Genomic DNA, 23,101 nt, shown 5'->3' on the forward strand with positions numbered 1-23,101 from the left:
TATGCTGCAACTCAAACAGATTAGGGAATTAGCAAGTGGCCCAAACGTTATACGAAAAAATTTGGCAAGCACATACTGTTGCCAGCATAAACGAGCAAACCGACTTACTTTATATTGACCGCCATTTAGTGCACGAGGTGACTTCTCCGCAGGCTTTTGCAGGGCTACGTGAAAAAAACCGTACTGTACGTTGCCCAGGAAAAACTTTTGCAACGATGGATCATAACGTATCGACTAAAAGCCGATCACTTGATGCCGCAAGCGAAGTATCTAAAAACCAATTAATGGCGCTTGATAAAAACTGTAAAGAGTTTGGTATTGTACTTTACGATTTAAACTCAATTAACCAAGGCATTGTGCACGTAATGGGCCCAGAGCAAGGTATTACTTTGCCAGGCACAACCATTGTATGTGGCGATAGCCATACCTCTACGCATGGTGCGTTTGGCGCATTAGCGCATGGTATTGGTACGTCTGAGGTTGAGCACGTATTAGCAACGCAAACGCTACAGCAAAAAAAGGCGAAATCGTTAAAAATTCAAATTAATGGTGTATTACGTCCAACGGTTACTGCTAAAGATTTAATTATGGCGGTAATTGGCAAGTTAGGTACCGCTGGTGGTACAGGTTATGTAGCAGAGTTTTGTGGTGCAGGCATTGAAGCGCTTTCGATGGAAGCCCGTATGACGCTATGCAATATGAGCATAGAAATGGGTGCAAAAGCGGGTTTAATTGCATCTGACCAAATTACGTATGATTACTTAAAAGGTCGTCCGTTTGCACCAAAAGGCGCAGATTTTGATGCAGCCGTTGAATATTGGGAAACATTAAAAACAGATGAAGGTGCACACTTTGATTTAGTTGTTGAGCTAAATGCCGACGACATTCAACCGCAAATTACATGGGGCACAAGCCCAGAGCAAGTAATTGGTGTTGATGAGTGCATACCCGATCCAGATAAAGAGCCAGATTTAATTAAAGCCGATGCTATTCGCAGCGCACTTAAATACATGGACTTAAAAGCGGGCGATAAATTATCAAGCGCAAAAGTAGATACAGTCTTTATTGGCTCATGTACTAATAGCCGCATTGAAGATTTACGTGCTGCGGCAAAAATTGTTGAAGGCAAGCAAGTTGTAGCCGGCATAGAGGCGTTAATTGTACCGGGCTCTGGCTTAGTTAAAAAACAAGCAGAAGACGAAGGCTTAGCCGATATTTTTAAAGCCGCAGGCTTTGAATGGCGCGAACCAGGTTGTTCTATGTGTTTAGCGATGAACGATGACCGCCTAGAAGCAGGCAAGCGTTGTGCATCTACTTCTAACCGTAACTTTGAAGGTCGTCAAGGTCGTGGCGGGCGTACCCATTTAGTTAGCCCTGCAATGGCGGCAGCCGCTGCAATACATGGTCACTTTGTTGATATTAGAGGAGAAGCCTAATGAGCGTATTTTTTAGTGGCTTAATGGCCCCACTTGATAAAAACAATGTAGATACTGACCAAATTATCCCTAAGCAGTTTTTAACATCAACTAGCCGCGAAGGTTTTGATGCTGCCTTGTTTTATGATTGGCGTTACCTAGATAACGACGAGCCAAACCCTGACTTTATTTTAAACCGCCCATGCTACCAAGGCGCGCAAATATTATTAACGCGCGATAACTTTGGTTGTGGCTCATCTCGTGAGCATGCTCCTTGGGCGCTGAAGCAATATGGTTTTGAAGTTATTTTGGCTGAAAGCTTTGCAGATATTTTCTTTAATAACTGTGGTAACAACCAAATGTTAGCCATAGCGTTACCTGCCGATACGCTTGAGCAATTGTTTGTACTTAGCGAGCAGCACGACGATATTAACATTGAAATCGATCTTGAAAATCAAACACTAACAAGCAGTAAGTTTGCACCAATTAGTTTTGATATTAGTAAAGAGGTAAAAGAGCGCTTATTAAGTGGCTTAGATTTTATTGGTGTAACCGAAACGCTAAATCCACAAATTGATGCCTTTGAAAAGCAACTAGCAGCTGAGCGTTCTTGGCAGTAACTTATTGAAAGTCAAACTCTCCCTCTGAGCGCGATCATATTGGTCGCGCTTTTTATTTAAGTGCTAAAAGATACAATTTTAATTGTGCTGCAATTATAGAGCTGCTATTTTCAAAATATTGAGCAAAAGTAAGTAACTAAACATGCAGTTAACGTCACCAAAGGCAGTCGGTATTTTTTTAGGTGTGCTTTATGGTATATCAATGCGAATTGTTATTGAATTTAGTACCGCGTTAAAATTTGGTAGTCTAGTAACAATTTCGTTTATGTTTTTAGTACCAGTTGCTATTGGTTATATTCGCGTTCATTTTGAATATAACGAGAACCCCAACTTAACTTATCGCCAAATGATAGTAAAAGCTTGGCAACCCATTTTTATATTTTTGTTAGTTAGTATTGTCACTCTACTCGAGGGCAGTATTTGTGTTGCAATGGCCTTACCTGCATTTATGTTTTTTGCGAGCTTAGGTGGCGTGCTTGCCGGTTTTACCCGCAGAAAAATTTCACAAAAATCAAATGCCACATTGTTGTCGATAACGCTACTGCCGTTGGCTTTATCGCCGATTGAGCTTAATTTTTTACATTTATCAAAAACGTACGAAGTAACAAATTCAATTACTATTAATGCACCAATTAATATTGTATGGCAGCAACTTACGAATGTGAGTCATATAGAGCCACAAGAAATTCCCTTCTCGTTAACTCGATTTATAGGCGTTCCTAGACCATTAGAAGCAAATATGAATGCAAGCGGTGTTGGTGCAATTCGTACAAGCACATGGCAAAAAGGTGTTGTGTTTAAAGAGATAATTACTGATTGGCAGCCAAACAAGCAAATGCTTTATAAGTTTGAAATAAACCCTGATTTAATTCCTGATAACGCATTAGATAAACACGTTAAACTGGGGGGCGAATATTTTTCACCACTTAATGGCGGTTATCGGTTAAGTGAAGACAAGAGCGGCAATACAATTTTAGCGTTAACAACTAAAGTGCAAGATAAAACTAATTTTGGTGTTTATTCACGAATATGGGGAGAAGTGATATTTCAAGATTTTCATCATTCACTATTAACTTTGATGAAAAACAGGGCTGAAAAACCACTTGCCGCAGTTATTTCCCATAGCTAATTTAAATCGCTATGGTATTAAAAAACTATTATAAGAGTACTTTATGAAATTATTAACGGCAGCAACTTTGTTATTTTCCTCATCAGCAGCTATTGCACGCCCTGCGCCTTTGGTGTCTGTTCCTACTCACGATGCATTTTTTAATAGCATTGCAGCGCACTGCGGAAAGGCGTTTGAGGGTAAGGTTACAGTAGATAATGCAAAAGGGCCAAGCTCATTTGAGAATAAAAAACTAGTTATGCATGTACGTAAATGCACTGATAGCGAGCTACAAGTTCCGTTTCATGTAGGTGATGATGCGTCACGTACGTGGATCATTACAAAAACAGGTAGTGGCTTGAGCTTGAAGCATGATCATCGTCACAAAGATGGTACCGACGACGCGTCTACTATGTATGGCGGTCATACACTTGATGCAGGCTTTGCACGAATGCAGTCGTTTCCTGCTGATCAATATTCAAAAGAGTTATTTGTAGCACAAGGTATTGCACAGTCGACAGGTAATACATGGCAAATGTATATTTATCCTGAGGTATTTACGTATCGATTGATTCGTCAAGGGCGTGAGTTTAAGGTGGATTTTGATTTAACTACACCAATTACTCCACCAGTAGCGCCATGGGGCTACGAAAAATAAACTATTTTTCTTTTTTCTCGGGTGTTTCACATTGCAGTAAAACATTTAGATCGGGTTGATAGGCGCGTGGTTTAGTCGGAAAACGTTCGTATTCTTGCACGCCTTCAAGCACTTTTAACATAAATGTATTGCCTCGGCATAATCGGTCAGCATGGCGTAATAAAAATACACTTTGATTGGTAAAGTGCTCATAGTCGTCGGATTTAATTTCTATTTTATAGTTTTCTTCGCCAATTTTTGTCTGATAGTAATGTACTTTATTATCAAAGTCGTAGAGCTTCTCCGTTTTGGCTTTTTCAGCAAATGCAGTGCCTACACTCGAAAGGGTTATTAGTGCGCTAGCAATTACTAAATACGGTGTATTTAATCCTTTCATATAATAACTCCTTTAATTTACGAACTTAATACCCATTAATTACTCATATAAGTTCAGTGTATTTATATTAATACCTATTATCTTATCGCTATAATAGATCACTAATTTAATGCAATTGGTATAAGTTTAACACTCAAAAATGGATAATGTGATGTTTAAACAAATCAAACAGCTATTTGCCTCATTCGATGAGCCGCAGCTCAGCATGCAAGAACATGACTTAAAAACTGCTGTTGCTGCATTATTAATTGAAGTTATGCGAGCAGACACCAAGCTTGATCATAACGAACAGCAAACTTTGACTATCACCTTAAAAAAGTATTTTAATTTAACCGATATACAGGTTGATGAGCTTACTACTAATGCGGCGAGTAGTTTAGATGAGTCTATTGATTACTTTCAATTTTCGAAACAAATTAACGAACATTGCAGCGCGGCACAGCGTATAGAAATTATAGAATTATTGTGGCGTTTAGCGTATGCAGATGGTGAAATTGATCCACAAGAAGATTATGTTATACGTAAAGTTGCAGGGCTTTTATATGTTACTCATGTTGATTTTATTGCCGCTAAAATAGCGGCGACAAATCACTAGGGCGTGTTGACCTTTCGTGATTGATTTTGCAGCAGACTGTTTGGTATTTAGGCAAGGCAGAGCCTATGATGTGTGGTTGCTCCCCATAAATAGGCGATAACGCAGCATAAATGCCAAACATGCGCTGCCCTTTGAGCTCGATCTAGGGACGGTTGACTCTTTGTTGCTCGGTTTTTACTTAGCCCACTAGGTTATAAACCTCGCGCCGCGATTCAATCGCCCCTAGATTGAACGAATTTCAATCTACAAAGGTCAACACGCCCTAGATGTTAAGCAAGACTATTTGTACGCTGTAGATGAGCGGTAATAAACTGGCTTAACACGAGTGAGCATGCGGCTAATGCTGCACCAAAGTAAAAAACGAGTGCTTGGTCGTATAACCAAATTAGACCAAAAGCGGCGGGAATGATCACTGCGGCAATATGGTTAATAGTAAAGCTAACAGAGGCTGTGGCGGCAATGTCTTCAGGTTGTGCGATTTTTTGAAAATACGTTTTTAAAGCGATCGCCATGGCAAAAAATAGATGATCAATCACATAAAGGCCAGCTGCGAATAACGGTGATTCAACCAGTGCATAGCCAATAAAGACTAAAATTAAACCGCTGTACTCAATAGTTAAGGTTTTCTGCTCGCCTATTTTACTGATCATTTGCCCTATTTTTGGGGCAATAAAAATATTAATAACGTGATTTAGCATATATAAAGCGGTGATTTGGGCAACATCGAAACCAAACTTTTCGACCATTAAAAAGCCTGCAAATACCATAAATATTTGCCTGCGTGCACCAGAGAAAAACAGCAATAAATAGTACAGGCTGTACTTCTTTCGCAAAATGATTTTTTTATGTTGTACGGAATGTATTTTAAAGCTCGGGAACGCTAAAACTAATACCACTGTTAGCACAAAGCCTACACCACCGAGTACAAAATAAAGCCATTTATAGTCGGCTGCAAAATAAGTAACACTCAACCAGATTGTGCCATAAGTCAGCAGTGACGCCATTGACTTGATTGACAGTAACTTGCCTAATTTTAGTGGTGCTTCTTGCTTATTAAACCATTGCAAGCTTAAAGATTGATTAATGGTTTCAAAGTAGTGAAAGCCTATCGACATCAACACTGTAGTGGCATACAAGCCATAAATAGTAGGGAAGAACCCTGTGATAGCGACCCCAATTGAGAGTAAGCATAGGCTTATAAGTGCAAATGTTTGTTCTTTGAGCACAAGCAATACAAACACTGCTGTAAACGCTAAAAATCCGGGTATTTCACGCAAAGATTGCAGCATCCCCATATTAGCGCCAGTAAAATTAGCCACCTCGATAGCAAAGTTATTAAGTAGTGCCATCCAGCCAGCAAAAGTCACTGCCATTATTACGGTCGCTAATGCTAAAAAGTTAAACGGCGATTGCCAGGTTTTATCTCCAGTGTGGTCTTTCATTTTTTTCCTTAAGCAGATTTGTTGATATTGTAGCGCTAGTGTAAGGTGTTTTTAAGATGACCAAAATTGCATAATATGACACAAAGTTTATCTGATCAGACAAATTGCTGGGTGAGTATTAAATCACGCTTTAAACGTACTAAGCTTGACAGGCCTATTTTCCCAAGGCCAGGCCCAATGCCACCTTGGCAGCATGTGCAAACTCATCAGCATACGTGGGGACAGCTAGCGTATGCCAGTAGAGGTGTAATGACGGTGGCAACATCGCAAGGGCGCTTTGTGGTGCCGCCTAATCAGGCTGTGTGGTTACCACCGCATTTACCTCACGAGACTTTTTGCCGTTACGGCGGTCAGTTTAGTAGTGTTTATATTGATGTACCTTACGTCGCACGTTTAGGTTTAAACGCTAAAGTGTTACATATTGACGACTTGTTAAAAGCGATGATTTTAATGATTTGTAGCTGGCCAGAAGATTATAATCTAGACGTGCAGACTAAGCGGTTTATTGATGTATTTATTGATCGTTTGGAGTGCGCGCCAACCAGTCAATTTTTTATACCAACAGCGCAAGATAATCGTTTGACGCCAATTTTAAGTGAACTACATGCAAATCCTGGATGCCATAAAACGCTTGAGCAATGGGGTCTTGAAGTCGGCGCATCGAGTCGTACATTAAATCGCTTATTTAATAAAAGTTTTTCTATGAATTTTAGCCAGTGGAAGCAAAAACTTAGAGCGTTGCGTGCGGTCGAAATGCTAGAAAGTGGTCACTCTCAACAATATATTGCGCAGCAGCTAGGGTTTGAATCTAGCTCGGCATTTAATACTGCTTTTAAAAAAATATTAGCAACAACGCCGGGCCAGTATTTTAAAAATAGATAGTCCGCTATTTATTTAACCTCGAGAACGAAGTTATTTATTAAGTTTGCTCGCTACACTAACAAGTTGTTGTGCAAGGCTGGCCACTTTATCGGCTGTAACGGGGTCACTGATTTTTCCGCTTTCATCAAGCACAGTATGTATAGCGGGTACTGCAAGCTGGTCAGCTAATACTAAGCTGCCAATGCCTGATAAAATATCACGTACATGATTTAAGCCACGTAATCCACCCAAACCACCTGGCGACGCTGCATATAAAGCCGTTACTTTATTGCGAAAAGCAGGAACCGCACCTTGCTCTGTTCGCGACGCCCAATCAATCGCATTTTTAAGCACCGCAGTAATTGAGCCATTGTATTCTGGGCTAGCGAGTAAAATACCATCGGCTGCGCGTAACTTGTCTTTTAATAACTGTGCGCCAACGGGTGTACCTTGTGCTTCAATGTCTTCATCAAAAATGGGTAAATCTAAATCGGCAAGTTTAATAACTTCAACTTCTGCACCGCTTTCTAATGCAAAACGTGCCGCTTCATTAATTAATTTTTGGTTAAAGCTGTTTTTACGTAAGCTGCCTGCAAGGGCAATAATTTTTGGTACAGTCATGGTAGTCGCCTTTAATAGAGTGATTGGGTTTGTCTGTGAACTACTTTAGCAAATTTTTACTTGTAGAAAACCCGAATAAACGCAACACTTGTGTGCGTATATGCACATAAGTAGAAGGCAAGCATTATGGCGATAAAATTTGATGACTGGCAAGATGTTAAAGTCGCATTTGAAGTGGCTCGTTTAGGCACGTTAACAGCGGCAGCTGAAGCGCTCAATGTGCACCATAGCACAGTGCTTAGGCGAATTAACAATCTAGAAAAAAACTTAAATGCACGACTTTTTCATCGCCATGCCCGTGGTTATAAAGTAACTGAAATTGGCACTAAGTTATTTGCGACAGCGCAAACCATTCATGGCTCATTAGAGCAGTTGCATAACGATATTGCTGCCGCCGACAGTACTCTCAGAGGTAGTTTACTGCTTACTACAGTGAGTGGTTTTATGGATTTACTTGGTGATGTATGCGAGCAGTTTCAAGCGTTACACCCGCAGGTGCAGTTAGAAGTTATTTTAGAACAAAAAAGGCTAAGGCTCGATCATGGGCAAGCGCATATTGCAGTACGAGCAGGACCCAAACCTGATGAGGGTGATTATATTGCGCAGCACTTAGCACTGTTGTCGTCAGGTTTGTATGCTAATAAACGTTATATTAATAAGTACGGAATGCCTAAATCGTTAAGTGATTTACAGCAACATAATTTTGTATCAGGTGTGGCGGGTTTTAATGCTCGAGTACCTTATTTTGCATGGGCTGATGAACATATTCCTGCATCGCAAATAAAGCTACGCGTGTCTGAAACTGCAGAGGCAACTCGTGCAATAATTAAAGGCTTAGGTATTGGTGGGTTACAGCACAATGTAGCGGGGCAATATCCTGATTTAGTGCCTATATTACACAGTGAGTTAAGCTGGCCTACCGATGTATGGTTAGTCACGCATCACTTAGTGCATCGCACTGCTAAAGTACAAGCTTTTGCAGGGTTGCTAAAAACACATTTTAGTAAGTTAGCTGCTAATCAATAGCTTTAGCAGCATTTTAGCTATGTTTTAAATGATTATAATGTTTTTTTCACTTCTATCCCTAGGCGTTTAGCCAAGCGCACTAAGTTAGCTCTATCTAATTCAAGTACTCTTGCTGCTGCGGCCCAATTGTAGTTATGCTGCTTTAATTGCTCTGTAATTATTTGAAATTGCAAAGACTCAATAGCTTGCTTCAAAGGCTGGTTAATTGGGGCATTATTTAGAATTGTTGAAACAGGGCTTGGTCGTACATTCGATGTTAAGTCACAGTGTTCGCTGGTAATGGTTATTATTGGGCTTTGCCACTGACTTTGTTTTGCTTTAAGTGCGCTACGGCTAATTACATGTTCAAGCTCGCGTACATTACCGGGCCAACTATATTGATTTAGCAGCATCTGCGCGTCGGTACTTAGTTTTAATTGTTTTATTCCTAACTTACGAGCTGTTTGTTCAATAAAATAACCAGCTAGGAGTGTGATGTCTTGCTCGCGTTTACTAAGCGGTGGCACGGTAATGGGATAAACACTTAGGCGATGGTATAAATCGGCTCGAAAGCGCCCTTGTGCGACTTCTTCCTTTAAATTTCTGTTAGTGGCAGCAACGACGCGTACATCTACGTATTTTGGCGTGTCTTCACCTACCGTTTGTATTTCGCCACTTTGTAGTACACGCAATAGCTTACTTTGCATGGCAAGAGGCAGTTCGCCTATTTCATCTAAAAATAACGTGCCGCCATCAGCTAACTGAAATTTACCTTGGCGTGCATTTTGTGCGCCAGTAAACGCTCCCTTCGCATGACCAAAAAATTCACTTTCGGCAAGATTTTCAGGAAGCGATGCACAGTTTAGGTGAATAAGTGGTTGATCTTCTCTAGCTGAGTTTAAGTGAATATTACGTGCTACTAACTCTTTCCCTACACCGGTTTCCCCCAAAATTAGTACGCTAAAGTTAGACGCGGCGACGAGTTTAATTTCATTTTTAAGCGTTTGCATGAGCGGGCTTTGACCAATAATTTCGCCGCCGTCCCTTGTTAATGCTTCTCGATTTAACTCTTGCACTAGTGCATTTGAATGCTGTGCATGCTGTTTGTAGTGGGCAAGTTCTAAGGCTGTTTTAAAGTGCGCACTGCATAGAGTTTGTAAGGTATTGAGAGTATCTGCACTGATATTATTAAATGCGTTGGCGTTGAGGCTATCAAATGTGAGTACACCCAATAGCGCATTCTTATCATAAAGAGGTAAACCTAAACACGCGTGCACAGGAATATCACCCGTTTTAGCTAATAACAGGCCATCGTACGGATCGGGTAATGGGCAGTCGTGAGCAAACTGCAGTGCGAGCGTGCTTTTGCAGATAGCTTCAAGGCGAGGGTGCTCTATTACTTTAAATCGTCTACCAAGGCTATCGGGCATCAACCCTTTAATTGCTAACGGTTTCAATTGTTCGCCCTGCAGTACCAATAACGCACTTGCATCACTTGGAATAACCCGCTCAACCGTTGCCAATAGCTGCTCAAAGCTATGCTCGTGCAGTGTGCTTTGCGCTAGCTCTAAAGCAACTTGTGTAAGGTTTAATTGCTGGCTCATGTCAAAATGACCTTTATGTGTTTTTATGATTTTATTTATAGTAGGTCATAAAGACTTGTTTTGTAAAGGGTTGTCATTTAACTGACTGAATTTTAAGGTTTAAATTGTTGGCACGATACGTGTAATAGCTAATTGATGTAGTTAATTATCGAGGTTGTTATGAATACAATGGTGCTGAATAATTTAAATCCCCAAACAAAGCCTATCTCGCTATACAAAACGCTATTGTTTGCTGCTAATACAGCCTTAGGCGTTAGTGTGGTGTGTATTGCTGTAAGTATTTTAATTAGCTATCCATATGCTGAGCACTTTTCAATTCCGGTTCAAGTATCTGCTCATATTAGTACTATTGTTATCGCCGCTATTTTAAAAGTAAGTTATGTGCTGCGATGTGTTGCACAGCACGGCTTGGGGCAGGAAGTACGCTAATGCGCCCTATAAATTTAACTGAACCAATGCCCGAGCATGTCGCTATTTATCAAATATCGCAATGGCCGTTATGGATGTTGGCTTTTAGGCCTTTCTTTTTAGCTGGTGGCTTATTGGCATTTTTATCGGTGGCTTATTGGCTACTTATTTTAACAGGTAGTGTAAATTGGCACTTATCAATGCCTGCTACATTATGGCATGCACACGAGATGCTGTTTGGTTTTGCAGGCGTTGTAGCTGTTGGCTTTTTACTTACTGCGGCACAAACGTGGACAGGCGTACCCAGTATAAGTGGCAAAGCGCTCATGTGGCTTACGTTTATATGGCTGTTAGCTCGTTTAGCATTTTTTGTGGTATTGCCAGATATTGCTTATTTTAATTTATATGCAGCACTTATATTGCAAGTTGTGTGGTGGCTGGGTGCCATAACCGCGTTGGCGAATATGTTATTAAAAGCAAATAGCAAAAGTAACTATCCATTTTTAGCCATTTTAGCGGTGCTATGTGCGCTCAATACGTTGTATTTAATACTAGTGCTAGAGCAAAAAATGCAGCTTGCAATGGCTGTGGTTGATACCGCAGTACTGGTAATGACTTTACTTGTTGGCATTGTGGCAGGCCGCGTTTTGCCCTTTTTTACAGCCAAGGGATTGGGCCTTACTGAGCAAGTATGCACTCCTAAAATAGATAAAGTTGTTTTGTATTTATCTGTACTGGCTATTACTTTATTTTTTATTAGTAAATTATTTTTAAGCCCTATTAGTCCAGCTCCTGTGGTGGCGAGTGTCGCTGTATTGCACTTGGCCCGCTCTTTCTATTGGTGGAATAGTAAAGTACTTAAAATACCTTTGTTGTGGTCTTTGCATTTTTCGTATTTAGCTTTAGGTATTGGGTTAATGCTGGTGGCAATAAGCTTTATTGGCAGTACGGTTGCATTTAAAGATGCATTACACCTCATTACTATTGGCACAATAAGCATGATGATTTTAGCCATGATGACTCGTGTATCACATGGTCATACAGGGCGAACGCTCACTATTCCTCATTATATGGCCGTTGCATTTGCTCTCGTGCTAGTTGCTGCAATTACTCGTTCACTACTCCCTTTTATTATTGGGCCTCACCTAGCTTGGCAAATAAGTGCTCTGCTGTGGTTAGTGGCTTTTTTATTATTTTTAATTCACTGCACACCTATATTAACGCGGCGTCGTGTTGATGGGCGTCGTGGTTAGTTCACCTACAGGAAAACACTATGTTATCTGATAAAACCATTGAGATTGTAAAAAGCACTGTTCCGTTATTAGCGCAGGCGGGTACGGTTGTTACCGATCATTTTTATAAGCGCATGTTTAGTCATAATCCAGAGCTTAAAAATATTTTTAATATGGCGAATCAAGATACGGGTCGTCAGCAATTTGCACTTTTTAATGCACTCGCAGCGTACGCGCAAAACATTGATAATTTAGCCGTATTAAAAGAAGCACTGGCACGTATTAACCATAAGCACACGAGCTTAAATATTTTACCTGAACATTACCCAATTGTAGGTGCGCATTTAATTGGCACACTAAAAGAGCTTATTCCCGAACAGTTTACTCCCGATGTAGAGTACGCGTGGCGTGAAGCATACGCACTACTTGCTGATATTTGTATAACTGAAGAAGCGGCTTTATATGCGCACAGTAAAAATAAGTACGGCGGCTGGGCAGGTACTCGTGAGTTTAAAATAACCAACAAGCAGGTTGAATCTGAGCTTGTTACGAGTTTTATACTTACGCCAGTTGACGGTGAGGCGGTTATCACACACAAGCCAGGGCAATATTTAGGTATTAAAGTTAAACCAGAGGGCGCCGAATATGAAGAAATACGTCAGTATTCTATTTCACAAAAAAGCAATGCTAAAAACTATCGTATTAGTGTTAAAAAAGAGCTACAACCAAAGCTTGGCATGGTGTCTAATCATTTACACGCACTAGAGCTGGGCGCTATTGTTGAGTTATATCCACCCGCGGGTGACTTCTTTTTGCGTAACAATACAAACCCTGCGGTACTTATTTCAGCAGGTGTTGGGCAAACGCCTATGCTTGCCATGCTTGAAACGTTATTAAGTGATAACTCTAATCAAGATATTATGTATTTACATGCATGTGAAAATACTCAGCAGCATTCGTTTGCAAAATATTTGAATGGACTAAATGCAGTATATAACCGTCTACAAACAATGACGTGGTTTAATCAAGCCGTTGAGGGCGCTGACTTTATAGGGCTGATGAATTTAAACGCAGTACAAACACAATTACCATTAACGAATGGCGACTTTTACTTGTGTGGCCCTGCGGGGTTCATGGCATTTATAAAAAATCAATTGCTTGAGTTAGGTGTTAAAAACGAGCATATCCATTATGAAGTATTTGGTCCGCATCAAGACTTATAATACCGTTTAAAAGTGGGCATATTTTATACCAAACTGCATAAACCTTTAATCAATTTAACGAATTGAATTGCACTATAACGTCGTTAAAAATTTTTTATTTAGAACAACTAGATACAAAAATTTTTGCCTAGTTCTAGCGTAATTTTCTTAACGTTAAATAGACCGCATGTATAAGCAGATTGGTATTAGATAATTATTTAACTCACTAACTTAATTGCGCACTATAAAACTTTTTGAGTAGTGCGCAATTAAACTAACTAACCAGAGTTCAGGTTAACTATAATTTTTTAGTATCGCCTTGCGCCGCAAAAGCCTGTTGTTGCCAAGCATTAAATAGCTTTTTTTGCTTATCTGATATTTTTAAACCGTATGTTTTTTGCATATAGGCGTAGGTATCGGCTATGCGTTTACGTGCATCAACAGGTGGCTCGATCACACGCTGTTTAAAGTTTACTTTTACTTCGCAACGGCCATATTGCGTTGCTTTTTCATTAAGCATACCAAAACGATAATTAGAGCGATCTGCATTAATCTCGCCAATAGCGGGTGCTAAGTTGTTTATATCGGCTTCCATTTGTCTAAACTTAGCACTTACTTTTCGGCAGTTTTTACGCCCGCCATCTTGCCAGCATTGTAGCTGATGGCCAAACTCCCACGCTGGCACAATATGCTCCCATTCAATACGTAACGCTCGCACGTTTACTTTACCTGAGCGGGTAAGTGTATTTCGAGGAACATAGCCACAATTAGTGGGATCGGGAACAAGTTTTTTGCCTTGCTTTTTAATATCACAACCGCAATAAATACTTTTAGCGTCTTTAGGTAGGGTTTTAATTAAATGTTTTTTAGCCGTTGAAAAGCGAGTAAATTGTTCGCCTGATACCGAAGCGCACAGAAAACAAGCCAATAAGGCCAGAATAAATCGGGTCATATCCATCACATACGTGAACTACAGGAGCTGATAGTCTAAAGCTTTGAAGGTAAAACTTAAAGACTATAAAAATTAAGGTGTTATTTTAGTTTCTAATACGTGTTAATCGTTTAACCCTGAAGCTTTGTATCAATAACATAACCCCACTTAGGCAAAAAAGTACGCTGGTTGCCGAAAAGCTAATCAGCAGTGGGTTATTAAAGTCTTCTCGCTGATCGTAATCCATAATGTGTAACATCCAAAAAAAGTCAAATATTCGCCATATTGTGCTGCGAATGGTAACAACTTTACCGTTATTGGCTGATAAATACAGTGTTGTGTTAAAGGTATCGTTAAATTGTACTTGCCAGATATCTTTTTTATAGCCTACTTCTCTTGAGCCTTGTTTTAAAAAGATTGTGCTCATTGGTTCGGCATTAATGAGTAGGTGAGCCTTGGCATTTTCGGTAATTTGTATTTTAGTTGGCGCTTCAAAAGGGCGACCTGTTATGCCGTTAAAGCTGTGTGGTTCACTTTTGCTGATGACGGTAATAAGAGGGGTTGTTAAAAAATTTTCAAAGATAATTTGTGTTGGATTTTTTACCTGAGATGTAATGTTGTCAAGTGATGCAACATAATCAGTTTGCGTAAATGGATTATTTAGAGTGCGTGTTGCTAGATGTTTACCATGAACTTTTTCAAGAGGGATGGCACTCATGACTAAGCCGCCTAATAGCCAAGCTAAAATTTGTAATGCGAGTAAATAACCGAGCCATTTATGTAGTTTTCGAGCGGGCTTAAATGTTTTTTTCATGTGCTTCTATCTTATTATTGTTGTTGGCTAGTTTAATATACTGCAACGGTAAATAACTGCGACATAATGTCGCAGTTTATGTTTATAAAACAATCTAAAATATAGCTATAGTAACCGTTAAAAAATAGAGTTCTTCTTAGGGCGTATTGACCTGTCGTGATTGATTTTGCAGCAGTGTGCTTGGTATTTAAGTAAGGCAGAGCCTATGATGTGTGGTTATTCCCCATAAATAGGCGATAACGCAGCATAAATACCAAACATGCGCTGCCCTTTGGGTTCTTTCTAGGGACGATTAACTCTTTGTTGCTCGGTTTTTACTTAGCCCACTAGGCTACAAACCTCGCGCCGCGATTGAATCGCCCCTAATTTGAACAAATTTAATCCACAAAGGTCAACATGCCCTAATTAATGGCTATTTTTAATTATTATTGTAAGCACATGTTCGATATTTTTAGATGTTGAGTTGAGGCTAAAAAATCAAAAGGTATGTACTAAAAGGAAGAATAAACTGCTAATAAACATTTAAAGTAGCTACTCACTATATAAAATAGCGAATACTGCATAGTTGATTTGGTATAAAAGGGAAACTGCGTTAAAGTTTGCAATGTAATCATTAGAGGATAAATACGAAACGATGTCGGAAATTCAATTTTTAAATGTAGATCTAGAGCTTGAGTCAAAGCAAGATATTAGTGTGCTTGTGGCAGATCTAAAAAAGGTCGCTACGATTTTACATCATGACAAAGACGAATACCGTCATTTAGCACGTATTGAAGCGACAGGTGAAGTAAGTACTCCAGATAAAGCAATAAATCACTTATGTGAGCTTATTGAATCGTGTTCGCGTAATGCGTTAAAGCAGTGGTTAAGCTGCTCGCGTAGAACGTTTGATATTGGTTTTGAATCAGGCAGCACGCCTAAATGTTTTAATCAAGCTTTAGACGCAGATACATTATTGCGTATATCTGCGATTGGTGCAGGTATGGAAATTACAATTTATCCAATTGAAAAATAATACCAACTAATTATCTTCGGTCCACCACTGCTGCGGTCATTTTTGATACGCAGCACAGCTCATTGCGGCTGTTGGTAATTTTTATCTCCCAAACCGAGCTACGCTTACCTATATGAAATGCTTTTGCTGTGGCTGTTAAAGTACCGTTGCGAGATGCTTTTAAATGACTGGCGCTAATTTCTTGCCCAACACAATAAAACTTAGTGAAGTCGACTACAAAGTTAGCTGCATAACTTGCTACCGTTTCGGCAAGCACTACATTGGCGCCGCCATGTACCATACCCATTGGATTGTGGTGCTCAGGTATGGCTGGCATGGTTGCTACTAAATAGTCTTCACCAATTTCAGATATTTCAATGCCCATGGTTTTCATGAGTGTGCCTTGGCCACTAATGCCTTCGTCTAGTTGTTTGCAAAACTCTAAAGTAATAGGTTGATACCAAATACTCATAACCGCTCCTTCTAATTGGTATTTAACCAGAGTTCAGGTTACTTAACCTGAGATCTGGATAATAAATCTATCTCAAGCTGCTATTTTCAGCGCTAACTACGTTGAACTTACTTGCAATAGGCCAGCTATTGACGCGCAAGTTTGCCTTGTTTTCACTGAAAATCTCTGGCTAGAGAAAAATAAATTTAAATATCACTATGATTCAATATATTAGTAAATATCTTAACCAGAGTTCAGGCTACTTAAAATATCGTTTAAATTTTCATAAATTTAAGATTATCATAAGGCTAAATTGAATGTTTGTCGTGCGAAACAGCCATTAACAACTTTAGATAATGTTGTTATTCGTAAAAAGGGTGATTATAAAGCTGAGTAATGGCGATTTATAATTAAGCGAAGTGAGTGACATTTGTAAAATGTGAATTTGCTTTAAACTAAGTTTAATACCAATTGCATTAAATTAATGATCATGTTTTTAATAAAATTGGTATAAGCAAGTCGCCATACCTTGACGCTTGCTTACATTAGCTATATTTTTTATTGGTAACTAGCGACTAGTTCTACATTATTAAAGGCATTAAAACCTTTGAGCATAATAGAGTAATTACCAGTACGAGTATCGCTACAACTTTCGCTATTTCCGTTTTTATAAGGACGGCAATCAAAGTTATTACTCGATGCAATTGCGTTGTATTTTACATGTAGATCAACATCACCACTACCACCTGAGGTTGTGAATGTAACTTGCGTCGCCCCATTTGGCACTGCAAAAGTAAACAACTGTTCGCTATTTCTAGCGCCACTAACTGTAATCGGTTGATTATTTTGTAGTACATTATCATTTGTTGGCGGGGGGGTTGAAGATCTAAAGTTTGCAATAGTTGGATTTGTTAAATTTAATACTCTTGCATTGTCATGTTCTGCTAAAGTTCCCATTACATCACCATTGTATGATTTGTTTGGGTTCGACCAGTAATTAATGCGGGTACAATTATTGGTGCAATTATACGCCATTACTGAACGCCATTGCGATTGAGGTTGCTGATAGCCATGTCCAAATGAATATGGAGATGTTGATGGATCGTTTTCAGGGTTATGACGAGCGCCTTGTAAATGTCCAATTTCATGACCAAAAGAGTAATAACCCGTTGCACAGTCATAATCGACCATAGCAAAAGCGCTATTCGCATTTGCACCAATGGCTTTTGCCTGACCACAGTAGCCGTTTACATCATTCACTAATATGACTACATCAGCACCGTATTGATCGCGTAATGTATGGGCTTCATCCATATAGCCATCATTTTTAGCGGCTAAGCGGTTTAAATCAGTCCCTGAGTTTGTAGCTTCAGTGTAATTAATTTGGCTTACATGAGCTACGCTAACAACAGCGTTAACGCCTGAGTTTTGATAACCTTGGTTGGTCTCGACAACAGCAAGATCAATTAAGCTATTTATATCCCCCGATTTTTGCGCAGCTGCAGGCGTATATAAAACTAATAAGCTAATATCGCTTTGTGCATTGCTAGCCATTGCTGTTTGGTAATTTTGTGCCGTTAAAATTTGCTCACTGATTGAAGCTATGTTGCTATTGCTAGATTGCTTATAATCGGGTGCATGCTCAGCAGGTTGTTTTGCTGGATCCAGTTCAATGAAGTTATGACCAGAGTGTTTATTTGGTTGTAATTTGTAAACATGTTCGCCTACTTTTACCGTACCAGAAATCCCTTTTTCCGATTTGATGAGTGTAACTTCGTCACCATCTAAGCTTTTACCAACCCAAATTAGACTACCTGTTGCTGATGAGCTTGTTGTGCTTTTAATAAACTCAATATTATTACCTTTAATAGGTAAGAAAAAAGCATCTGTGTTGCTGCTTAGTTCAAAAAGTGGTTGCCCAAATTGAGATTGAGTACTTGCTTGTGCAGTCATGCTTTGTGAAATGTTAGAGTATTGAACTTCAAAAAGTGGAACTTGAGCGTGCGTATAACCACTGAACAGTAGGCCAATAAATAATGGTGAGTATTTTTTCATTTGATAATCCTTTTGAATTTATTTTGTTCTTATAAAGTGTACATGTTAATAAGCTGTTTTCAACCCATTAACATTGAGGTGTGTTTAATATGACTATTATTGTAAATATAAAAATACACTTGTTTAATTTATGTAACCAGATTTTGTTTTTGTAAGTGTGAAAGGGGATTTATTAATTATGAAAAACAAACGCTATTAGCTGGTAATCGCATAGTTTGTTTAGCTTAATTTAAATTTGCGATTTTTATTTAACTGTATATACTCACAGTTAAATGTACTGTATGGAAAACCAGTTATATGCGACCATTAACGAAGCGCCAAGCTCAAATACTCGAATTAGTTAAAGTTTTTATTAAAGACACTGGTATGCCCCCTACACGTGCAGAGATTGCACAAACACTAGGTTTTAAAAGTGCCAATGCTGCAGAAGAGCATCTAAAAGCACTTGCAAAAAAAGGTGTTATTAAAATGAAGCCAGGCGCAAGCCGAGGTATTCAACTTGTTGAAGAAGAAGAACCTGAGCAATTAGGTTTGCCTCTAATTGGCCGAGTAGCGGCCGGTGAGCCTATTTTGGCGCAAGAGCATGTTGAAAGTCATTGTAAAATTGATCCATTAATGTTTAAACCTGCTGCCGATTTTTTACTGCGTGTTAACGGTATGAGCATGAAAGATATAGGTATTATGGATGGCGACTTATTGGCGGTGCATAAAACTCAAGTTGCTGAAAATGGGCAAGTTGTAGTTGCACGTGTTGATGATGATGTAACTGTAAAGCGCTTTGAAAAAGCAGGTCGAAAAGTACTGCTGCATGCTGAAAATGATGATTTTTCAGCAATTGAAGTCGATTTAGAAAACGAATCTTTTAATATTGAAGGTTTGGCTGTTGGGGTTATTCGTAACGCTGATTGGATGTAATACCAATTTTAGTAAAAACATGATCATTCTAGCGCATTAAATAACTCACTAATTTAATGCAGTGTTAAATTACTGATTTTATAAATGCGTGCTTTTTAGTACGCATTTTTAGTTACAAGGCTCCTTACTAAATAATTTTTATTGCACTCCTCTTTTATCCCCTTATGTTATTTGTAACCCCTATCAAAACTCAGTTCGCATCATTTTAAAATTTTAAAAGTGACATGTTTTTTTGCTAATCCGTTAATATCATTTGTTTAATTTTCATACTAAAACTTGCTTGTTGGTTAATCTTTAGCTAATTATTAATGGGCTGGGCTAACAGTAACTCATTGTTTTTAGTTTTGAGAATACACATATTTACAATAAAACCTTGGTTAGCGCAGTGTAATACCTATTGTTTAATAAGGACGAGGGTATTAATACAAAAATAAAAATAACGAATTGGCGTTTAAGCCGTATGCCTCTTCGCTTTGCACTCGCAACAGCATCAAAGGAGTCGTCACATGGGTAAATTGAGCTCTACCTTGTGGCTTATACTGTTTGTTTTTCCGCAGCAAGTGTTGGCAAATAGCCAATTTAATATGCGTAAAGGCGTAACTGATATAAGTAATAATGTTTATCAGCTGCACATGACTATATTTTTCATATGTTGTGTGATTGGGGTAATCGTGTTTGCCATTATGTTTTGGGCACTCATTCATCACCGCAAATCTAAAGGAGCAGTGCCTGCTCAATTTCACGAAAGCACGAAAGTAGAAATACTTTGGACTGCTATTCCGTTTGTTATTTTAATTGCTATGGCTATACCGGCCACTAAAACTCTAATTGCAATGGAAGATGCCAGTAAGGCTGATCTCACTATTAAAATTACAGGATCGCAATGGAAATGGCATTACGAATACATGGGTGAAGACGTTGAGTTTTACTCAATGCTTTCTACTCCTCAAGACGAAATTGCTAATCTTGCACAGAAAAACCCTAACTATTTACTTGAGGTAGATAAACCACTGGTACTGCCTATAAACCAAAAAGTACGTTTTTTAATGACCTCAGACGATGTTATTCACTCGTGGTGGGTGCCCGATTTTGCCGTCAAAAAAGACGCAAATCCTGGGTTTATAAACGAAACATGGACCAATATAAACGAAGAAGGGATTTACCGGGGTCAATGCGCTGAGCTGTGCGGTAAAGATCATGGTTTTATGCCTGTGGTTGTAGTTGCAAAATCAGAATCCGATTTTAAAACCTGGTTGGTAGATGCAAAGCAGGCTAAGCAGAAAGCTGCGCTGGCAGATGCCGCACTGCTTGATCAAACGTTACCTAAAGATGAGTTAATGACTTTGGGTGAACAAGTATATATGGCTAATTGTGCAGCGTGCCATCAGCCTACGGGCATGGGATTACCAGGTGTATTTCCTGCACTTAAAGGGAGTCCAATTGTATTAGGGGATATTAAAGATCACATTGATATAATTATTCATGGCCGCCCAGGCACTGCAATGCAAGCCTTTGCAAAACAGTTATCTATAAAGCAATTAGCAGCAGTTATTACTTATAAGCGTAATGCATGGGGTAACGATACGGGTGATGTTATTCAGCCGAGTCAAATACAGACAGCACTTGATGCCAAAGTGGAGGCGAACTAATGAGTAGCATAGTAGAACAACCTAACGCCGATGAAGCGCATCATGCACATCACCCTGCAAAAGGATTTAAACGCTGGCTTTATACAACCAATCATAAAGATATAGGTAGTTTATATTTAATATTTTCGCTGACCATGTTTTTAATTGGTGGCGCAATGGCCATGGTGATTAGGGCTGAATTATTTCAACCAGGTTTACAGTTGGTTGATCCCCACTTTTTTAATCAAATGACCACCGTACACGGTTTAATTATGGTATTTGGTGCAGTAATGCCAGCCTTTACTGGCCTTGCCAATTGGATGGTGCCGCTGATGATTGGTGCACCTGATATGGCACTACCAAGAATGAATAACTGGAGTTTTTGGATTTTACCGTTTGCGTTTTTAATTTTATTAGCATCGTTATTTATGCCCGGTGGTGGTCCTGCATTTGGCTGGACTTTTTATGCTCCGCTCTCTACAACTTACAGTAATGACAATACGGCGTTGTTTGTATTTGCCGTACATATAATGGGAATAAGTTCAATTATGGGGGCTATTAATGTCATTGTCACCATAGTTAATTTACGTGCTCCAGGCATGACATGGATGAAGCTTCCCCTATTTGTATGGACATGGTTAATTACTGCCTTTTTATTAATTGCGGTAATGCCCGTACTTGCAGGGGCTGTAACTATGGTGCTTACCGATAAGTACTTTGCGACCAGCTTTTTTGATGCCGCAGGTGGCGGTGATCCGGTGATGTTTCAGCATATTTTCTGGTTTTTTGGTCACCCAGAAGTGTACATCATGATTTTGCCAGCGTTCGGTATTATATCGACCATAGTGCCTACTTTCTCGCGTAAAAAACTCTTTGGTTATGCCTCTATGGTGTATGCCACATCCTCGATTGCGCTGCTGAGCTTTATTGTTTGGGCGCATCATATGTTTACCACGGGGATGCCTGTAGCAGGTGAATTGTTTTTTATGTACGCCACAATGCTTATATCTGTGCCCACTGGGGTCAAAGTATTTAACTGGGTTGCCACTATGTGGAAGGGTTCAATAAGTTTTGAGGTACCCATGCTATTTAGTATTGCCTTTATTGTATTGTTTACCCTAGGTGGCTTTTCTGGGTTGATGTTAGCCATTACACCTGCTGATTTTCAATATCACGATACTTACTTTGTTGTAGCGCATTTTCACTATGTATTAGTAACCGGTGCGATATTCTCGATTATGGCGGGCGCTTATTATTGGCTGCCTAAGTGGACGGGCAATATGTTTAATATCACCTTAGCTAAATGGCATTTTTGGTTATCACTGGTGAGCGTCAATGTACTGTTTTTTCCTATGCACTTTGTAGGACTTGCTGGTATGCCGCGTCGTATTCCTGATTATGCACTGCAATTTGCCGATTTTAACGCAATCATAAGTATTGGTGGTTTTGCCTTTGGCTTATCGCAATTGCTGTTTGTGGCTGTTGTAATTAAATGTGCTCGTGGTGGCGATAAAGTACCTGCAAAAGTATGGGATGGGGCAGAAGGGCTTGAGTGGGAAGTTGACTCACCAGCCCCGTATCATACTTTTTCTACACCTCCGGAAATAAAGTAATGACACACGCACCGCTACTTAAGCGCTTGATATTAATTTGCGTGGGTATGTTTGCATTTGCATTTGCCTTAGTGCCCTTATACGACGTGTTTTGCGACGTAACAGGGCTCAATGGCAAGCCTTCGCTAGAGCAAGCAAAGCAAAGTACACAAATAATACAAAATCGTGAAGTTGGCGTTAGCTTTACTACGCATGCTCAAAGCGGTGCGCCGTTCGAAGTTAAATCAAAAGAATACAGCGTTGTGGTAAAGCCCGGTGCAATGCGTGAAGTGTTTTTTAGCGCTAAAAATAACAGCGAGCTAGATAAGGTAATGCAGGCTGTACCTTCTGTTTCACCAGGTAAAGCGGCAAAGTATTTACATAAAATTGCTTGTTTTTGTTTCGATCAACAACCGTTAAAAGCAGGTGAAGAACTTGAATTCAAATTACTTTTTTATGTTGATACTGCATTACCAAGTGACATAGAAGAATTAACTTTATCGTATACCGTATTTGATATTAGTGAACAGCTAGTGGCAAGTAATAACTAGCTTTTTAAACTAGTGTAAAACTA

At 39.4% G+C, this 23,101-nt stretch carries 23 protein-coding genes; 15 read left to right on the plus strand and 8 right to left on the minus strand.

Annotated elements, in window-relative coordinates:
* The first annotated feature begins 35 nt into the window (after positions 1-35).
* From leuC to PALI_RS15960, 4 genes are all read left to right on the plus strand, one after another.
* Positions 36-1,436 (plus strand): 3-isopropylmalate dehydratase large subunit, encoded by a 1,401-nt coding sequence (leuC, locus tag PALI_RS15945; protein WP_193156457.1) that lies wholly within the window; start codon positions 36-38, stop codon positions 1,434-1,436.
* Positions 1,436-2,035, plus strand: a complete 600-nt coding sequence (gene leuD / locus PALI_RS15950) for a 3-isopropylmalate dehydratase small subunit (RefSeq protein WP_008171914.1) — start codon at positions 1,436-1,438, stop codon at positions 2,033-2,035. Before leuC ends, leuD begins: the two co-directional genes overlap by 1 nt.
* A 142-nt stretch (positions 2,036-2,177) precedes the next feature.
* Positions 2,178-3,164, plus strand: coding sequence for an SRPBCC family protein (locus PALI_RS15955; protein WP_193156458.1), 987 nt, complete (start codon positions 2,178-2,180; stop codon positions 3,162-3,164).
* A 43-nt stretch (positions 3,165-3,207) separates the two neighbouring features.
* Positions 3,208-3,801, plus strand: coding sequence for a hypothetical protein (locus tag PALI_RS15960; protein WP_193156459.1), 594 nt, complete (start codon positions 3,208-3,210; stop codon positions 3,799-3,801).
* 1 nt (position 3,802) lies between these two features.
* On the opposite strand, the gene PALI_RS15965 is transcribed toward PALI_RS15960, so the two are convergent.
* Positions 3,803-4,177 carry a hypothetical protein gene (locus PALI_RS15965; protein ID WP_193156460.1) on the minus strand — a complete coding sequence of 125 codons (375 nt, stop codon included), beginning with the start codon at positions 4,175-4,177 and terminating at the stop codon, positions 3,803-3,805.
* A 151-nt stretch (positions 4,178-4,328) separates the two neighbouring features.
* Here PALI_RS15965 and PALI_RS15970 point away from each other — a divergent pair, with 151 nt between their 5' ends.
* Positions 4,329-4,772: a tellurite resistance TerB family protein gene (locus tag PALI_RS15970; protein ID WP_193156461.1), complete on the plus strand. Its 444-nt coding sequence runs from the start codon at positions 4,329-4,331 to the stop codon at positions 4,770-4,772.
* Positions 4,773-5,041: 269 nt separating this feature from the next.
* Here PALI_RS15970 and PALI_RS15975 read toward each other — a convergent pair whose 3' ends face one another.
* The gene (locus PALI_RS15975; RefSeq protein ID WP_193156462.1) at positions 5,042-6,214 is read right to left on the minus strand and encodes an MFS transporter; all 1,173 of its coding nucleotides are present in this window, start codon (positions 6,212-6,214) and stop codon (positions 5,042-5,044) included.
* A 75-nt stretch (positions 6,215-6,289) separates the two neighbouring features.
* Between PALI_RS15975 and PALI_RS15980 the strand changes: the two genes are divergently transcribed.
* Positions 6,290-7,096 carry an AraC family transcriptional regulator gene (locus PALI_RS15980; RefSeq protein ID WP_193156463.1) on the plus strand — a complete coding sequence of 269 codons (807 nt, stop codon included), beginning with the start codon at positions 6,290-6,292 and terminating at the stop codon, positions 7,094-7,096.
* 30 nt (positions 7,097-7,126) lie between these two features.
* On the opposite strand, the gene PALI_RS15985 is transcribed toward PALI_RS15980, so the two are convergent.
* Complete coding sequence (locus PALI_RS15985; RefSeq protein ID WP_193156464.1) at positions 7,127-7,696, minus strand: NADPH-dependent FMN reductase; 570 nt, start codon at positions 7,694-7,696, stop codon at positions 7,127-7,129.
* Positions 7,697-7,822: 126 nt separating this feature from the next.
* Between PALI_RS15985 and PALI_RS15990 the strand changes: the two genes are divergently transcribed.
* Positions 7,823-8,722 carry a LysR family transcriptional regulator gene (locus tag PALI_RS15990; protein ID WP_182701683.1) on the plus strand — a complete coding sequence of 300 codons (900 nt, stop codon included), beginning with the start codon at positions 7,823-7,825 and terminating at the stop codon, positions 8,720-8,722.
* A gap of 32 nt (positions 8,723-8,754) precedes the next feature.
* On the opposite strand, the gene norR is transcribed toward PALI_RS15990, so the two are convergent.
* Positions 8,755-10,305, minus strand: coding sequence for a nitric oxide reductase transcriptional regulator NorR (norR, locus tag PALI_RS15995; protein ID WP_193156465.1), 1,551 nt, complete (start codon positions 10,303-10,305; stop codon positions 8,755-8,757).
* Positions 10,306-10,464: 159 nt separating this feature from the next.
* Between norR and PALI_RS16000 the strand changes: the two genes are divergently transcribed.
* The 3 genes from PALI_RS16000 to hmpA are packed head-to-tail and all read left to right on the plus strand — an operon-like array spanning position 10,465 to position 13,168.
* Complete coding sequence (locus tag PALI_RS16000; RefSeq protein WP_193156466.1) at positions 10,465-10,734, plus strand: hypothetical protein; 270 nt, start codon at positions 10,465-10,467, stop codon at positions 10,732-10,734.
* Entirely contained in the window at positions 10,734-11,966 is a 1,233-nt protein-coding gene (locus PALI_RS16005) for an NnrS family protein (RefSeq protein ID WP_193156467.1), read from the plus strand. Before PALI_RS16000 ends, PALI_RS16005 begins: the two co-directional genes overlap by 1 nt.
* A gap of 20 nt (positions 11,967-11,986) precedes the next feature.
* Positions 11,987-13,168, plus strand: a complete 1,182-nt coding sequence (gene hmpA / locus PALI_RS16010; protein ID WP_193156468.1) for an NO-inducible flavohemoprotein — start codon at positions 11,987-11,989, stop codon at positions 13,166-13,168.
* Between the two features lie 277 nt (positions 13,169-13,445).
* On the opposite strand, the gene PALI_RS16015 is transcribed toward hmpA, so the two are convergent.
* The gene (locus PALI_RS16015; RefSeq protein WP_193156469.1) at positions 13,446-14,099 is read right to left on the minus strand and encodes an endonuclease; all 654 of its coding nucleotides are present in this window, start codon (positions 14,097-14,099) and stop codon (positions 13,446-13,448) included.
* Between the two features lie 85 nt (positions 14,100-14,184).
* Entirely contained in the window at positions 14,185-14,892 is a 708-nt protein-coding gene (locus PALI_RS16020) for a hypothetical protein (RefSeq protein ID WP_193156470.1), read from the minus strand.
* Positions 14,893-15,526: 634 nt separating this feature from the next.
* Here PALI_RS16020 and PALI_RS16025 point away from each other — a divergent pair.
* Positions 15,527-15,907, plus strand: a complete 381-nt coding sequence (locus PALI_RS16025; protein WP_193156471.1) for a hypothetical protein — start codon at positions 15,527-15,529, stop codon at positions 15,905-15,907.
* A gap of 10 nt (positions 15,908-15,917) precedes the next feature.
* Here the strand turns inward: PALI_RS16025 and PALI_RS16030 are convergent, their stop codons facing one another.
* Together PALI_RS16030 and PALI_RS16035 are read right to left on the minus strand one after the other, a co-directional pair.
* Complete coding sequence (locus PALI_RS16030; protein ID WP_193156472.1) at positions 15,918-16,358, minus strand: PaaI family thioesterase; 441 nt, start codon at positions 16,356-16,358, stop codon at positions 15,918-15,920.
* Positions 16,359-16,895: 537 nt separating this feature from the next.
* Complete coding sequence (locus PALI_RS16035; RefSeq protein ID WP_138584730.1) at positions 16,896-18,392, minus strand: M12 family metallo-peptidase; 1,497 nt, start codon at positions 18,390-18,392, stop codon at positions 16,896-16,898.
* A gap of 297 nt (positions 18,393-18,689) precedes the next feature.
* Between PALI_RS16035 and lexA the strand changes: the two genes are divergently transcribed.
* The 4 genes from lexA (at position 18,690) to PALI_RS16055 (ending at position 23,078) form a co-directional block, all read left to right on the plus strand.
* Positions 18,690-19,307 (plus strand): transcriptional repressor LexA, encoded by a 618-nt coding sequence (gene lexA, locus PALI_RS16040; RefSeq protein ID WP_077536378.1) that lies wholly within the window; start codon positions 18,690-18,692, stop codon positions 19,305-19,307.
* 506 nt (positions 19,308-19,813) lie between these two features.
* Positions 19,814-20,956 (plus strand): cytochrome c oxidase subunit II, encoded by a 1,143-nt coding sequence (gene coxB, locus PALI_RS16045; RefSeq protein WP_138584729.1) that lies wholly within the window; start codon positions 19,814-19,816, stop codon positions 20,954-20,956.
* On the plus strand, positions 20,956-22,548 hold the full coding sequence (gene ctaD / locus PALI_RS16050; protein ID WP_138584728.1) for a cytochrome c oxidase subunit I: 1,593 nt from the start codon (positions 20,956-20,958) through the stop codon (positions 22,546-22,548). Before coxB ends, ctaD begins: the two co-directional genes overlap by 1 nt.
* Positions 22,548-23,078: a cytochrome c oxidase assembly protein gene (locus tag PALI_RS16055; protein WP_077536375.1), complete on the plus strand. Its 531-nt coding sequence runs from the start codon at positions 22,548-22,550 to the stop codon at positions 23,076-23,078. The genes ctaD and PALI_RS16055 overlap by 1 nt, the downstream gene beginning before the upstream one ends.
* Positions 23,079-23,101 lie beyond the last annotated feature (23 nt).

Source organism: Pseudoalteromonas aliena SW19 (assembly GCF_014905615.1).
Lineage (GTDB): Bacteria > Pseudomonadota > Gammaproteobacteria > Enterobacterales > Alteromonadaceae > Pseudoalteromonas > Pseudoalteromonas aliena.